At 71.1% G+C, this 14,392-nt stretch carries 9 protein-coding genes; 8 read left to right on the top strand and 1 reads right to left on the bottom strand.

Annotated features, from left to right (window positions below; all coding sequences use genetic code 11):
* Positions 1 to 130 precede the first annotated feature (130 nt).
* A complete protein-coding gene (gene eccCa / locus OG331_RS09070; protein WP_406193778.1) occupies positions 131 to 4,156 on the bottom strand; it encodes a type VII secretion protein EccCa in 4,026 nt (1,341 codons plus the stop codon).
* Positions 4,157 to 4,610: 454 nt separating this feature from the next.
* Between eccCa and eccD the strand changes: the two genes are divergently transcribed.
* From eccD to OG331_RS09030, 8 genes are all read left to right on the top strand, one after another.
* Entirely contained in the window at positions 4,611 to 6,017 is a 1,407-nt protein-coding gene (gene eccD, locus OG331_RS09065) for a type VII secretion integral membrane protein EccD (protein ID WP_406193776.1), read from the top strand.
* A gap of 43 nt (positions 6,018 to 6,060) precedes the next feature.
* Positions 6,061 to 7,626: a type VII secretion protein EccB gene (gene eccB, locus OG331_RS09060; protein WP_406193774.1), complete on the top strand. Its 1,566-nt coding sequence runs from the start codon at positions 6,061 to 6,063 to the stop codon at positions 7,624 to 7,626.
* 476 nt (positions 7,627 to 8,102) lie between these two features.
* On the top strand, positions 8,103 to 8,438 hold the full coding sequence (locus OG331_RS09055; RefSeq protein ID WP_406193772.1) for a hypothetical protein: 336 nt from the start codon (positions 8,103 to 8,105) through the stop codon (positions 8,436 to 8,438).
* A 91-nt stretch (positions 8,439 to 8,529) separates the two neighbouring features.
* Positions 8,530 to 8,838 carry a WXG100 family type VII secretion target gene (locus OG331_RS09050; protein WP_328420337.1) on the top strand — a complete coding sequence of 103 codons (309 nt, stop codon included), beginning with the start codon at positions 8,530 to 8,532 and terminating at the stop codon, positions 8,836 to 8,838.
* A 478-nt stretch (positions 8,839 to 9,316) separates the two neighbouring features.
* Positions 9,317 to 9,787 (top strand): type VII secretion system-associated protein, encoded by a 471-nt coding sequence (locus OG331_RS09045; protein ID WP_406193770.1) that lies wholly within the window; start codon positions 9,317 to 9,319, stop codon positions 9,785 to 9,787.
* Between the two features lie 24 nt (positions 9,788 to 9,811).
* The gene (locus OG331_RS09040; RefSeq protein WP_406193768.1) at positions 9,812 to 13,414 is read left to right on the top strand and encodes an AAWKG family protein; all 3,603 of its coding nucleotides are present in this window, start codon (positions 9,812 to 9,814) and stop codon (positions 13,412 to 13,414) included.
* A gap of 134 nt (positions 13,415 to 13,548) precedes the next feature.
* Positions 13,549 to 14,007 carry a YbaB/EbfC family nucleoid-associated protein gene (locus OG331_RS09035; protein ID WP_406193766.1) on the top strand — a complete coding sequence of 153 codons (459 nt, stop codon included), beginning with the start codon at positions 13,549 to 13,551 and terminating at the stop codon, positions 14,005 to 14,007.
* A 2-nt stretch (positions 14,008 to 14,009) separates the two neighbouring features.
* A complete protein-coding gene (locus tag OG331_RS09030; RefSeq protein WP_362385821.1) occupies positions 14,010 to 14,387 on the top strand; it encodes a hypothetical protein in 378 nt (125 codons plus the stop codon).
* Positions 14,388 to 14,392 lie beyond the last annotated feature (5 nt).

Raw genomic sequence — 14,392 nt, 5'->3', positions numbered from 1 at the left:
GGAGGGTGCCGGGGTGCCGTAGGGACGGTGGGCTGAGGGGGCCGGTAGGCCCGGGGCCGGACTGGTGCAACCGCTCCCAACGACAGTGGGGGCCACCTCAGGTGGCCCCCACTGCGTGCCTCACATGCCGTCAGCTTTCCTGCCCCCGACCCTCCTCCACCAGCGCCGTCTGCATCAACCGTGCCTTGCGGCGGGCGATGTGCAGGGCTCGGCCCGGCGGGAGGTTGAGGGGCTTCGCGTTGCCGAAGAGGCGGCCCTCGGTGGGCGGGCAGGAGAGGAGGACGGCGGGGTTGTTCGCCTCGTCCATGCGGCGGATCAGGCCGTCGCTGAGGCCGCGGCCGGCGCCCATGGCGCTGCGGGCGACGACCAGGTGCAGGCCCATCTCGAAGCCGAGGGTCAGATGCTCGAAGAGCGGCTCGAAGGGGCTCTGGAAGGAGTTGCCGGAGACCATGTCGTAGTCGTCGACCAGGATGAACAGCCGCGGCCCGGTCCACCAGTCGCACTGACGCATCCGGGCAGGGGCGATGTCCGCGCCGGGGACGCGGGTCTTCAGCGCGCGGGCCGCGCCGTCGACGGTCTCCTTCAGGTTGTCCAGGGAGATCACGTGCCCGATGCGGTACTCCTGCGGGATGGCGTCCACCAGAGTGCGGCGGTAGTCCACCGCGATGATCTTCGCCTCGCTCGGGGTGTACCGGGCGGTGATGCCCTCGGTGATACGGCGCAGCAGGTTGGTCTTGCCGCTCTCCGTGTCGCCGACCACGATCAGGTGCGGGGTGCGGCTGAAGTCGTGCCACACCGGCTCCAGGGCGTCCTGGTCGATGCCGAGCGGGAGGCGCAGGCCGCCGCCCTCGGTGGGCTGCGGCGCGGGGAGTTCGGCGAGCGGCAACCGGTGCGGCAGCATCCGCACCGGCGGTGCGGCCGGGCCCGACCAGTGCTTGGCGACCTCGCCCACCAGGTGGGCCACGCCCTCGCCCAGGTCCTCGAGGGAGCCGCTGCCGTCCAGTCGGGGCAGGCCGGCCAGAAAGTGCATCTTGCTGTCGGCGGTGATGCCGCGACCGCCGCTGCGCGGCACCGAGCGGGCCTTGCGGGTGTCGATCTCGGAGTCCATGGGATCACCCATCCGCAACTCCAGCCGGGTGGCGGACTGATCGCGGACCTGGGCGGACAGCTCGACCCAGCGGGTGGTGGTGATGAGCAGGTGGATGCCGTAGTTCAGGCCACGGGCGGCGAGTTCGTTGAACTTCGGGACCAGGTCGTCGTAATCCTGACGGACCGTCGACCAGCCGTCGACCACCATGAACACGTCGCCGAACGGCTCGTCGGGGAACTCCCCGGCGGCCCGGCGACGACGGTAGGACTGCATGGAGTCGAGGGTGTGGTCCACGAAGAACTGCTCGCGGCGGGCGAGCAGCGTCATCACCTCGGCGACGGCCCGGTGCACCCGCTCCGGGTTGAGCCGCGCCGCGACCCCGCCGACGTGCGGGAGCGAGGCGAGCTGGGAGAGACCGCCACCGCCGAAGTCCAGGCAGTAGAACTGGATCTCGGCGGGGGTGTGCGTGAGGGCGAGGGCCGCGATCAGCGTACGGGCCAGGGTCGACTTGCCGCTCTGGGAGCCGCCCGCGATGGCGACATGGCCGCCGGCCCCGGCCAGATCCACGACCAGCGGATCGCGGCGCTGGTCGAAGGGCTTGTCCACCAGGCCCACCGGCACCCGCAGCTTGCCGGTCCCGGCCCAGCCGGTGGCGGTGAGGCCGCGCTCGGGGTCGGGGGCGATGCCGGGCAGCAGGACGTCCAGCGGGGAGGGCTCGTCCAGCGGCGGCAGCCACACCTGATGGGCGGCGGGTCCCGCGCCGCGCAGCCGGTCGAGGGCCACGTCCAGCAGGGTCTCCTCGTCGCCGGTCTCCTCGATCTCCGGCTCCGGCTCGGATGTCGGCTCCAGCGTGCGCGGCACCACCCAGCCGCTGGTCCACGGCACGACCTGGCTGGCCACCCGGGCCTGCACCACGGCGCCGGTGCGGCGCCGGTACGTACCCGAGGAGTAGGCGGCGCGGAACCGGGTCAGGGCCTCCACGCCGGACTTCAGATAGCCGCTGCCGGGCTGGGCCGGCAACTCGTAGGCGTCCGGCACGCCGAGCACGCCGCGGCTCTCCATGGCGGAGAAGGTGCGCAGACCGATGCGGTACGACAGATGGCTCTCCAGCTGGTGCATGCGGCCCTCGTCCAGGCGCTGCGAGGCCAGCAGCAGATGCACCCCGAGGGAGCGGCCGAGGCGGCCGATCATCACGAACAGGTCCATGAACTCCCGGTGCGCGGACAGCAGTTCACTGAACTCGTCGACCACCACGAACAGGCTGGGCAGCGGGGTGAGGTCCGTCCCGGCGGCGCGGGCCCGCTCGTACTCCAGGGCGGAGGTGTAGTTGCCGGCGGCGCGCAACAGCTCCTGGCGGCGGATGAGTTCGCCGTGCAGGGCGTCCTGCATACGTTCCACCAGGGCGACTTCGTCGGCGAGGTTGGTGATGACGGCGGAGGTGTGCGGGAGTTCCTCCAGGCCGAGGAAGGTCGCGCCGCCCTTGAAGTCGACCAGCACGAAGTTGAGGGTCTCTGAGGAGTTGGTCAGCGCGAGACCGAGGACGAGGGTGCGCAGCAGTTCGCTCTTGCCGGAGCCGGTGGCACCGATCAGCATGCCGTGCGGGCCCATGCCCCCTTGCGCGGACTCCTTGATGTCGAGGTCCACCGGACGGCCGTCCACGCCGACGGCGATCGGCACCCGCAGCCGGGCGGAGCCGGTGTGCCGGTCGAAGAGGACCTTCGGGTCGTGCCGGTGCAGATCGGGGATGCCGAGCAGGGTCGTCAGCTCGACGTCGGCGTCCAGCGGCTGCGCGATGTCCGTGCCCAGGCTCATCCGGCGGGCGGTCAGCAGCCGGGCCAGCGACTCGGCGCCGAGCGGGCCGAGCCGGTCCGGGCGGCCGAGCGCGACGGAACGCTCCTTGCGGCTGCGGTCGGTACGCACCAGGTTCACCTGGTCCGGTCCGACGGTCAGCCGCAGCGTGTTGCGGCCGGGCCGCCAGCGCAGCGCCCCGGAGACGTCCAGGACCATGGCGTTGCGGTAGCCGTGGCCCTCCCAGCGGTGCCCCTCGGGGACGGTGACGCCGTCCAGGACGACGACCGTGTAGGGCTCGTCGCGGCCGGGGCGGGCATCCGGGTCGAAGCCGGGACGTTCGGCGAACTCGGCGCCGAGCAGATCGTCCAGCTCGGTGAGGTCGGCGGTGATCCGGCGGACCTGGCCGGCGCCGTCCTCCTCGTGCGGGTGCAGCGCGTGCGGCAGCCACTTGACCCACTCCCAGTCGGGCCGCCGCTCGTCACTGACGCACACCGCGAGCCACAGCTCCTCGGGCGCGTGGAACACCGCGAGCTGGCCGAGCATGGCACGCACCAGGGCACGTACCGCGTCGGCGCCCGGATCGGCGCCCTCGGCCCGGCTCGCGCCGCCCTCCCCGTACGACGCCGCGCCCGGCTCGGTCGCGTCCTCGCCGGGTGACTCCTCGGGGCGCAGCATGACCCGCGCGGAGGAGCGCAGGTAGAGCCCGAGGGGCTGCTCGGGGATGGTGGAGTAGGCGCGGATGAAGCGGCGCAGGGCGTGCGCGCAGAGCGGTTCGAGGTCCTCCACCGGGCGGGTGGAGACCGGGTTGAGGGTGAGGGCGAGCTGCTGTTCGCCGATCGCGAGCCGGACCTCGCCGAAGTCCTCGTCGGCCGGGCGGCGTTCCCACAGCCGTGAGGTGCGGGCCAGCGAACGCAGCGAGGCGGGATCCGGGTGGCGCCAGGCGAGCGCCCGCTGTTGCTCCGTGATGGTGCCCCGGACCCGCTTGCGCATCTGCGCCAGATAGCGGAGGTAGTCGCGGCGTTCGCCCTTCAGGCGCTGCTTGCGCTCGCTGGAGCGGCGCATCAGCTGCCCCAGCAGCATCGCACCGGCGGAAAGCGCCATGACGCCCATCGCCAGATACATGAAGACGCCGTTGCCACCGCCCGGGCGCAGGAACATCAGCATCATCGACACCGACATCAGCGCCATCGGCAAATAGGTCCATATCGCCGAGGTGTCCGGCACCGTCTCGGCGAGAACCGGCGGCTCCTGGAGGGTCAATTGGCCGTCGGGCATCTCGGGTCCGCGCCTGCGGGCCGGCCGGCGAAACAGCACCACACTCAAGGAACGAAACCTCCGGTTTCACTGGCTTTCCGGCCCGCGCCGAATACCGGCACACCCGGTAGCGGGAAAGACCGCACCGCACCCATTCTGCGGGTCCCGGGCGGCGCGGTGAACGCCGGATGAATGTTGTGAGCTGAAAGCGGGGGACGGTCAACTCCCCCCGCACTCAACTGCATACCGGACAGGGAGTCCGGTCCGCAGCACGATCCGGCGGGCGCAGGCAGTAGTCTGCATTCACGTAACGCGACCTGTCCACGTGGGAGAGGTGGTTTCCGGGCGCACGGACACAATTCCCTTGTCCGGCAGCCCGGTTCCCGGCCGCGCGGGCCTTACGTACTCTGCGCACGGCCCTCTCCCGAGGAAGTCCTTCTGTCAAAGCCCCCCACGGAAGACGAGAGTTCAGCTGATGACCGACAGTGCGGTGGCCGAACTGTGCCGCCTGACCGTACGTGCGCCGAGCGTCTCCGTCGATCTGGCCGTGCCCGCCGACGTGCCGGTCGCCGATCTGCTGCCGACGCTGCTGCGTTACGTCGGTGAGGAGGCCGAGGAGGCCGGACTCGACCACGCAGGCTGGGTGCTGCAGCGGCTCGGTGACGCCCCGCTCGACGAGGAGACCACCCTCGCGCGCGCCGGCCTCGCCGACGGGGACGTGCTCTATCTGCGCCCGCACACCGAGGTGTTGCCCGAGGCGAGGCTCGACGACCTGGTGGACGGCATAGCCGACACCGCGGGCCGCAGGCTGCACACCTGGCACCCCGAGGCGGCCCGCGGACTGCTGGTGGGCACCACGGTGGCGACCGTGGTGGCCGCCCTGGTGCTGGTGTTCTGGCCAGGGGTGACCGGCTCCGGCTCGGTCAGGGCCGCCTGCGCCGCCGTCGCGGGGGTGCTGCTGCTCGCGGGCGCGGGCACCGCCAGCCGCGCCGTCGGCGAGCGCCTCTCCGCGACCGCACTCGGCCTGCTGGTCGCGCCCTGCCTGGCACTGGCCGGCTGGGTGCTGCCCGGCGGCGAGCTGACCGGCCCGGACGCGGCGCGGGTCGTGGGCGCGCGGCTGCTCGCCGCGGGCGCCGCGGGCGCGGGCGGCGCGGTCCTCGCGCTGGCCGCCACCGCGGTCGGCGCCCCGGCCCTGCTGGCCACCGCGGTCGTCTCGGTGGCCACCGCGATCGCCGGGGCCCTGATCGGGTACTCGGGCCTGGACGTGCCCGCCGCCGTGGCGCTGGTGGCCGCGGTGGTCGCTCTGGCGGCCGGGACGGTCGCACCGTTCGCCTTCAAGCTGGCCGGGATGCGGATGCCGTCCCTGCCCTCCTCCGCCAGCCAGCTCCAGGAGGGCATCGAGCCCTACGCGGGCGACGAGGTCGCCGAACGCACCGAGCTGGCCGGGCGCTGGGTCACCGCGCTCTTCGCCGCCACCGGCGTCGTCGCCGCGGCCGCCCTCGTCGTCATCGCCCAACAGCCGGACCTGCCCGAGGTGTTGACCGCGGTCACACTGAGCCTGCTGCTGCTCCTGCACTCCCGCGGCCTGGTGCACATCGGCCAGCGGCTGACCCTGGCCGTACCCGGCGTCTGGGGGCTGCTGCTGCTCGCCCGCGCCTGGGCGGCCCACAGCGACGGCGACGGACGCCTGGTGGTCTTCGCGGTGCTGCTCGGCGCCGCTGCCGCACTGGTCATCGCCGCCTGGACGGTGCCCGGCCGGCGGATGCTGCCGTACTGGGGCCGGGCAGCGGAGATCGCGCACACCGGCTTCGCCGTGGCGCTGCTGCCGCTCAGCCTGTGGGTGGCCGGGCTCTTCGGCTGGCTGCGCGGCCTGTTCGGCTGAGCACACCCGCACTCCGGCAAGAGAACGAAGTCGAGGAGAGGCCGTGCAGTCCAAACGCGACCAGGTACACGCCCACAGTTTCATGATGGGCAGGCTCAGTTCGGGCCTGCTGATGGCCGACCCGGACGCCCCGGAGAGCCCGCTCGGGCGCACCACCCGCGGAGTGGTCTTCGGCGTCCTGGTCACCGTCCTGATCGGCGCCGGCGCCACCGTCTACGGCTTGCTGCGCCCCGGCGGGAACGACGCCTGGCGCGACGGGGACCACCTGGTGGTCAACCGCGACACCGGCGCCCGCTACCTGTGGACCGGCACCGACGGCGTACTGCACCCCGTGCGCAACTACGCCTCGGCGCGGCTCATCGGCGGGTCCGACCTGCAGACCGTGGACGTCGGCACCGCCTCGCTGCGGGACGTCCCCGTGGGCGCCCCGGCCGGCATCCCCGGCGCCCCCGACACCGTGCCCGAGCCCGGCCAACTCGACGACGGCGCCTGGCACATGTGCGTCACCGGGCCCGACGGGGCGCTGCCCGACACCTCCGGAGTCGTGGCGAACACCGGCGTGGACGAGCCGGGCGCCACCACCGTGGTCGCCGGGGCGCCGCTGGACTCCCGCGGCATCGGCGCAGACCGCGCGCTGCTGGTGCGCGGGCCGGACGACACCGAGTACCTGGTGTGGCGCGGCAGCAGACTGCCGCTGGACCGCGCCTCCGACGCCCGCAACGCCCTCGGCTACGGCTCCGAGCGGCCGATGCCGGTCTCGGCGGCCTTCCTCGACGCGCTGGCCCCCGGCCCCGCCCTGAAGCCGCCCGCGGTACCGGGGCGCGGTGCGGAGGGGCCCGTACTCGGCGGCGAAGCCAGCCGGATCGGCCAGCTGTTCAAGGTCAGCGTGCCCGGCGGCGGCAGCACCTACCACCTGCTGCGCAAGGACGGCCTGGTGCCGCTGACCCGGCTCGGCGCCGCCCTGGTGCTGGGCGACCCGGCCACCCAGAAGGACGCCTACCAGGGGCAGTCGCCCGAGGTGCGCACGGTCGGCGCGGACGCGCTGCGCGAGCACCGGGCCACGGACCCGGGCCCCTCCGCATCGGCTGAGCTGCCGGACGCCCCGCCCCTCCCGCAGTCCGCGCCACGCGGCACCGCGCTCTGTGCGCAGGTGGACGGCGACGACGGCGGCGCCCGGATCAGGTCGGTGCTGGTCCCCCTGACCCGGCTCGCCCCGGTCGCGGTGCCGCAGGGCACCGCCGAGCCGCTGAAGCAGGCCTGTGTCCCGGTGGACGCCACGGTGGTACGGCCCGGACGCGGCGCCCTGGTCAGGGCCCTGCACGCCAGTGGCGCCGCGCACGCCGGGACCACCTATCTGGTGGCGGAGAACGGCGTGAAGTACCGGGTCTCCGCCAAGAACTCGCTGGCAGCCCTCGGCTACGGGACCGGTGACATCGGCTCGGTCCCCGCCCCGCTGCTCGCGGCGCTCCCGACCGGCGCGGACCTCGACCCGGCCGCCGCGTCGGGCGCCGCGGAGCCCAAGGTCACGGCACCTGCGTGCGGTGCCGCCGGACGGCCGGAGCGCAGCGAGGCGAATGCCGAGAAGGACAAGGCGGACACGGCGCGCTGATCACAGCAAGGAAGGCATACCGTGCCGAAGAAAAAGAAAAGGGCGGGGGTAACGGAGGTATTCAGCCAAACTCGGCGCCGAGGGTGTGAAGTTCTCGGAGTCATCGGGGGATCGGGTGCGGCGGAGAACCTCAAATAAAGCTCAGAGTTTTAGACCCGCCGCGACCCTGAAATCCCGCGGAAGCGCTTTCATTGCCGGATACGGTCCTCGCCGATGCCCGTTCACCTACTTCGCGTGCCCGCTTTCTGCCCGCGTCGCGTCGCCCCGTGGACGGGTTCACATCCGCTGCCCCGCTGGTCGGGTGCGCGTGTTCATATCGCCGAAACCTCCGCACAACTCCCGTGCCACGCAAGAATTCTGGGGTGAGCTGACCGATGCTCAAATCTTCCCTGCACGCGTTGCGCGGAACGCTCAGTTCTCTTTAGCCTCAGCGGGCAACGATGCGTCGAGACAAGCCTGAACGAAGGGAGCGCGACATGGCGGACAGTGCCGCGAGGAAAGCGGATTATGCCAAGGGCTTGGGGGGTGTCTCCTCCCTGGAGTCGGCACGGAGCCAGGTCGAGAAGATCCAGAACAACGTCAGTGAGATCGCCGCGCGTTCGGGTGTCGGCGGCGACGAGGGCCAGGCCCTGCTGAAGCTCTTCCGCAGCTGGAACGCCGAGGCGCAGAAGGTCGTCATCCAGATCAGCAAGATGGTCGACGCGCTCCAGGAGAACGTGACCTCCGCCAACCGCCTGGCGCAGGAGAACCAGGACCTGACCGAGGTCCTCAACAGCAAGACCAGCCAGGGCGTCTTCGAAGCGCTGCGCTGACCCGTCCCCGCAGCACCGGCCCGCGTAAGGCGAGGCCGGACCCCCCTGAGCTTCCCGGGCGCCGACGCCCGGCCGTCCGAGAGGAGACGTCATGGCCGACGGCATCATCGACGTGCAGTACCCCGCGGTCCGCAATGCCATCGAGGAACTGATGGCCCAGACCCAGCAGATCATCACGACCCTCAACAACCTGGAGGACGAGCTGAAGCCGCTCGTCACCTCCTGGGAGGGTTCGGACCAGGAGACGTACCGCCAGGTCCAGGCGGAGTGGGACCAGGCCACCAAGAACATGGCCATGCTCCTCGGCGACAACGGCGAGCTGATCCAGACCATCCACGACAACCACTCCCGCGACGAGCGCAGGAGCGCCGACAACTGGGGGAACGTGCGGGCCCGTTAAGGCCTAGGGCCTGTTGCGAAAGTGGCCTCTGCCGCGCGACGCCCGGCACGCGCTCCCGCCGCACCGCCCGAAAACCCGAGTACGCCCGGTACGAGGGCTTTCGGTCGGCACGCCGCGAGCACGCACCGGACGCCGCGCGGCCGCCTTCCGGGCGACGAGACCACTTTCGCAACAGGCCCTGGCCGGAGTTCCCCCTCGTCCGCCCGCAGGGCGGCCCCGCGGCCGGCACACGTGACCGTCGGACGCCGAACCGCCCGTATCCCGGTCCCGCACGGACGGTTCGGCGACGCGGCCGGAACCGCCGCCCGAGGATTTCGGAAACGGACGTGCCGGACGCCGGTGAGCGGGCGGGAAACTCCGGACCGACCCGGTGTGCCCACCCGGCACACGGGCCCACCGGCCCGGCCGTCGCCCGTGCGCGGGGCGTTTGCCGGGCTCCCGTATCCCCGTCCGGCACCAAGCGGCAGGAGAGCGTCCCATGGCCGGTGAGAAGGCCGACGTCAAGCATTTCGACCTCAAGCAGATGGAGAACTTCCGGGACAACGAGGTGCAGCCGGTGTACACCGCCGCGAAGAAGCACCGCGAGGACGGCGACGGGTCCCACATCCGCCCCCTCGGCCACCTCATCGACGGCCACACCACACCGGAGAACCTCGCCCAGGACAAGCAACTCCTGCGCATCGGCAGGATGGTGACCGAACCCCTGGTCTCGGGACCGAAGCTGATCGAGGACATCCGCACCGCGGCCGAGGCCATCGACAAGCTGCTCGGTGACCAAATGGACCTCTTCAAGGAGCTGAAAGAGGCGCTCACCGACACGATTGACGAGGCCAACAAGACCAAGGACAAGAACCTCGACGCGATCGACGCGCAGACCTTGCTCCAGACCTTCGACGAGGTCGACACCCTCACCGCCGGCACCACCGGCGACCCGGACGACGAGTCCTGACCAACCGACCAGAAAGGGCGCCCGGTGGCCGATCGCTACGATCCCAACTCCGTCGCCAACCTCGACAAGTTCGACAATGCCGGCGACCCGTCGAGCGACACCTGGGCCACTCTGGTCACCCACATCACCGGCTATCCGGTGCCGGACCGTAACACCGTCTTCGACTCGCTCCGTTCCGAACACGGCGGCAAGCTCTTCCGGATGGACATCAAGGAGCGCAGCCTCTCCCTGCTCGTCAAGGACTCCGGTTTCCTGACGAACAAGGGCGAGGACTACGACATCTGGTTCTTCGACAGCGGCAAGAAGCGGTCCATCATGCAGGCCCGGATCGTCTTCGAGGGCCGTGTGAAGGACGGCGAGGAGATCATCTTCGCCGGTCCGGGTTCGGACAACGTCCATGACGCGCAGGTCCGTGAGGGCAACGAGTTCACGGACTACAACAAGGACAAGATGAGCACCATCCCGCTCGCCCGGTACATGAACGGGCCGCGGGCGGCACTCCTCGGACTGCTGGGCGGCAACACCCAGGACGCCCGGTTCAGCAACCTGGGCGTACCCGGTGCCGACGTGGTGGACCTGAACTCCTTCAACACCACAGGGGAGTCCTTCGACTTCGCGGCCAAGTTCTTCCGGGACCACGCGGTGGTGCTGAAGGACTGGGAGGACCGCTTCGGGCGGGACGACGCCAGCTGGAAGGGCGAGGCCGCGGAGGTCTTCCGCAGCCTGCTGAAGAAGATCCGCGAGAACTACGACAGTTACGTCGAGACCTTCGACTCCAGCCCCGGCTCCGGGGACGAGACCGGCACCGGCAACACGGTGTACTCGCGCGCCCTGTCACTGGGCCGCAAGTACCTGGTGGACTCCGCCAACAAGCTGCTGGAGGCGTGGCTGGCCTGGGCCAAGTCCCCGTACTACGACCCGCACCAGGTGCTGCGCTACGTCCTGGACGAACTCGCCCAGTGGGTGGACGCCAACAACGTCGCCAAGACCGACATCAAGTCGTACACCTCCCGCTACACCACGACCGTCAGCCACAGCCCGCAGGGCGGCTTCTCCCAGGTGCACCCCGAGTACGGCGACCTCACCGACATCGCGAACTGGGCGAAGGTCGGCGACAAGGCGGTGAAGATCTGGAGCCAGGGCGTCGACGAGTTCCTCGGCAAGCCCGCCGCCCAGGTGCAGTCGAACCTCAACAACCACTTCCTCGACCTGGGCGACGACTTCTCCGACAACGTGCCCAAGCCGAAGTCGACCAGCACGGCCGCGGAGGAGTACGAGGAGAGGAAGGCCGAGGAACAGCAGGAGGAGATCAACCGGCAGAACGAGGAGAACCGCAAGTACCAGGACGAGCTGCGCGAGGAGCAGGAGCGGCAGCGCGAGGAGGACAAGAAGTACCAGGAGGAACTCCGCGAGGAGCAGCGGCAGCAGCGGGAGGAGGACAAGAAGTACCAGGACGAGTTGCGCGAGGAGCAGAACCAGCAGCGCGAAGAGGACAAGAAGTACCAGGACGAGCTCCGCGAGGAGCAGCGGCGTGAGCAGGAGGAGGCCAAGCGCGAGGCCGAGGAGCAGACCAAGGCCATGCAGGAGAGCCTCGGCGGCATCAACGACCCGGGCGCCGTCACCGAGCAGAACCTCGGCAACATCGACGAACTGCTGAACCCGACCACGGTCACGGAGAGCCTGGGCAGCCTCGGCGACGTGAACAACCCGGGTGGTGAGCAGGAAGCTCTCACGAGCACCCCGCCGCCGGTCACCACGAATCTGGGCAGCCTCGGGAACCTGAACAACGGACCGGGCGGGACGAACAACGCCGCCAACGACGCGATCACCGAGAACCTCGGCAGCCTCGGCGGCCTGAACACCGGCGTCGGCTCCCTCAAGACCCCGACCGGCGGCAGCACCCAGCTCAACGACGGCAAGCTCACCACCGACTTCCCGGACGGCAGCAGCACCAGCTTCGACCCGGACAGCGGGACGCTCACCACGACCCATCCGGACGGCAGCGTCACCACGCAGGACCTGGGCGACGGCACCCGGGTGACCAACCCGGACGGCTCGGTCACGTCGCTCGGCGACGACGGCAAGCTGACGACGACCTTCCCGGACGGGACCACGCAGACCGTCGATCCGACGACCGGGCAGACCACCACGACCGACCCGGACGGCACGACCACCACGACCGACCTGGGCAGCCTCGACGGCCTCAACAGCGGCCTCGGCGGCGGCGACGGCGTGCTCGACACCCCGACCGGCGGCAGTACCCAGCTGACCAGCGGCGGCGACCTGACGACCGACTTCGCCGACGGCAGCCGTACCAGCTTCGACCCGGACAGCGGGACGCTCACCACCACGAACCCGGACGGCTCGACGACCACCACCGACCTGGGCAACGGTGCCGAGGTGACCAATCCGGACGGCTCGGTCACCTCGCTGGGCGACGACGGCAAGCTGACGACGACGTTCCCCGACGGCACCACGCAGACCGTCGATCCGACGACCGGGCAGACCACCACCACCGGTCCGGACGGCAGAACCACCACCGAGAACCTCGGCGGCCTGGGCAACCTCAACAGCCAGAACGGGCTCGGTGACCTGGGCGACCTCAACCCCGATCTGCCCACGGAGTCCATCGGCGACCTGGGCGACCTCGGGAACCTCAACACCGACCGGGCCGGCCTGGAGACCCCGACGGGCGGGCACACCGCACTTCAGGGCGACGACTTCGCCACCACCTTCGCGGACGGCAGCAAGGCCGTCTTCGACCCGGACACCGGGACGCTCACCACCACCGACGCGGACGGGTCCACGACGACCACCGACCTCACCCACGGCGCGAAGGTGACCAACCCGGACGGCTCCACCACCGTCCTGGACGACGGCAAGCTGACCACCACGTTCCCGGACGGCAGCACCCAGGTCATCGACCCGGACACCGGCATCGCCACCGTCACCGACGCCAAGGGCAACACCGAGACGGTGAACCTGCACGACCTCAACTCGCAAGGCGGACGCGGCGATTCGGGCGTACTCGACGACCTCGGCAGCCTCGGCGACCTCAATGGGACCGGCGGCGGTGACGGAACCGGCAGCCGGGACGTGTCGCTCTCCGATCTGGGACTCGGCGGCGGCGTGGGCGCAGGCGCGTCCGGCGGCGGCCTGTCCGGGGCGGACTCCTTCTCCCCGGGCGGCTCCGGCGGACTCGGTGCCGAGCCTCTCTCCGACGGTGCCGCCGCGAGCGAGGGCACCCCGCTCGCTCCCGCCGCCGCGGCCGGCACCCCTGGCGCGCCCGGCACACCCGGCAGCCCCGGGATGCCGATGGGCGGCGGCATGGGCGGCATGGGCGCCGGCGGCGACAAGGGCAACGGCGAGCGGGTGCGCGCCGTCCTGGTCGACGCGGCGGAGGAGAGCGAGCGCCGCAACCGCCGCCGACGCAGCCCGTGGAACCGCCAGGAGGACAGCGACACCTTCCTGGCGCCGGCCTCCCGGGTGGCGACCACCGGCGGCGACAGCCCCGAGGAGGAGACGGAGCAGGGCCGCAGGGTCACCAGCTCCGCCGACTACCTGGAGGAGGACACGGACGTGTGGGGCACCGAGGACGGCGGCACCCCGGCCGTCATCGGGCGGTGAGCACCGTGTCGCCCGGCACAGCCACCGCGCGCAGGCGAATCCCACCCGGCCCCGGCTTCCGCAGCGAGGGCCTCACCAGGCAAGATCAGCAGGGCAGTTGATGAAGTGGGCGACTCAGAAGGGCAGGAGCGGCCGTGACGGAACCGCTGGAGAAGCGCCTTGAGAAGGCGATGGCCGAACTCCAGGCGGCCCAGGAAGCGGTCGCGCGCACCGAACGCGAACTGCGGCAGGCGTCGTTCGCGGTGCTCTCCTCCGACCGCGCGGTCCGCGCCACCGTGGGCCCGCAGGGTGAACTGGCCGGGATCGAGTTCCTGGAGAACAAGTACCGCGACATGTCCCCCCAGGAGCTGGCCGCCAGCGTCCTGGAGGCGGCGAACGCGGCCCGCCTGAAGATGAACCGCCATGTGATGAAGGCGATGGCGCCCTTCGCCGAGCCCAGCAGCAAGGTGCCGGAACTGAAGGGCTTCGAGCTGGACTGGGAGCGGATCTTCGGTCCCGAGGTACTGCGCGAGGACGACGAGGACACGGTGCGCGACGGCCAGGCGGCCACCCCCGCCTGGCGGGACGCGCTCGGCGAGGACGGGGAGGACTGACCATGGGGCAGCGGTACTACGTCGACCCGCACCGCATCGAGGCGCTGGCGAGGCAGCTGGAGGAGATCGGCACCCTCGCCACGAGCATCACCGAGGAGTTCCTCGACGAGCTGGCGCCCACGGTCAGGTGGCCGGGCACGGAAGGCGAGTTCGCCGAGAAGGCCAAGCCGCAGGAGCAGAAGGAGCGGCAGACCACCAAGGAAACGATGATGTCCATCCGCGACGCGCTGGTCGGCATCACCGACGCCACGGTCAGCCAGGTCCGGATGATGAAGGACACCCGCGACCGCAACCTCGAGGACATCGAGCGGGGCGACAACCGCATCAGGACCAACGGGTTGAACGGCGACGGCGGCCCGGGCGGGCATGGCCGCCGCTGACCACC

The sequence above is a fragment of the Streptomyces sp. NBC_01017 genome, assembly GCF_045162795.1.
GTDB lineage: Bacteria > Actinomycetota > Actinomycetes > Streptomycetales > Streptomycetaceae > Streptomyces > Streptomyces machairae.
This window is presented reverse-complemented; position numbering and strand designations above follow the sequence as displayed.

What these genes read in the sequence shown, in the direction of transcription:
- eccCa (WP_406193778.1), bottom strand. Translation starts at nt 4,156, where the DNA reads ATGCCCGACGGCCAATTGACCCTCCAGGAGCCGCCGGTTCTCGCCGAG.
- eccD (WP_406193776.1), top strand. Translation starts at nt 4,611, where the DNA reads ATGACCGACAGTGCGGTGGCCGAACTGTGCCGCCTGACCGTACGTGCG.
- OG331_RS09055 (WP_406193772.1), top strand. Translation starts at nt 8,103, where the DNA reads ATGGCGGACAGTGCCGCGAGGAAAGCGGATTATGCCAAGGGCTTGGGG.
- OG331_RS09050 (WP_328420337.1), top strand. Translation starts at nt 8,530, where the DNA reads ATGGCCGACGGCATCATCGACGTGCAGTACCCCGCGGTCCGCAATGCC.
- OG331_RS09045 (WP_406193770.1), top strand. Translation starts at nt 9,317, where the DNA reads ATGGCCGGTGAGAAGGCCGACGTCAAGCATTTCGACCTCAAGCAGATG.
- OG331_RS09030 (WP_362385821.1), top strand. Translation starts at nt 14,010, where the DNA reads ATGGGGCAGCGGTACTACGTCGACCCGCACCGCATCGAGGCGCTGGCG.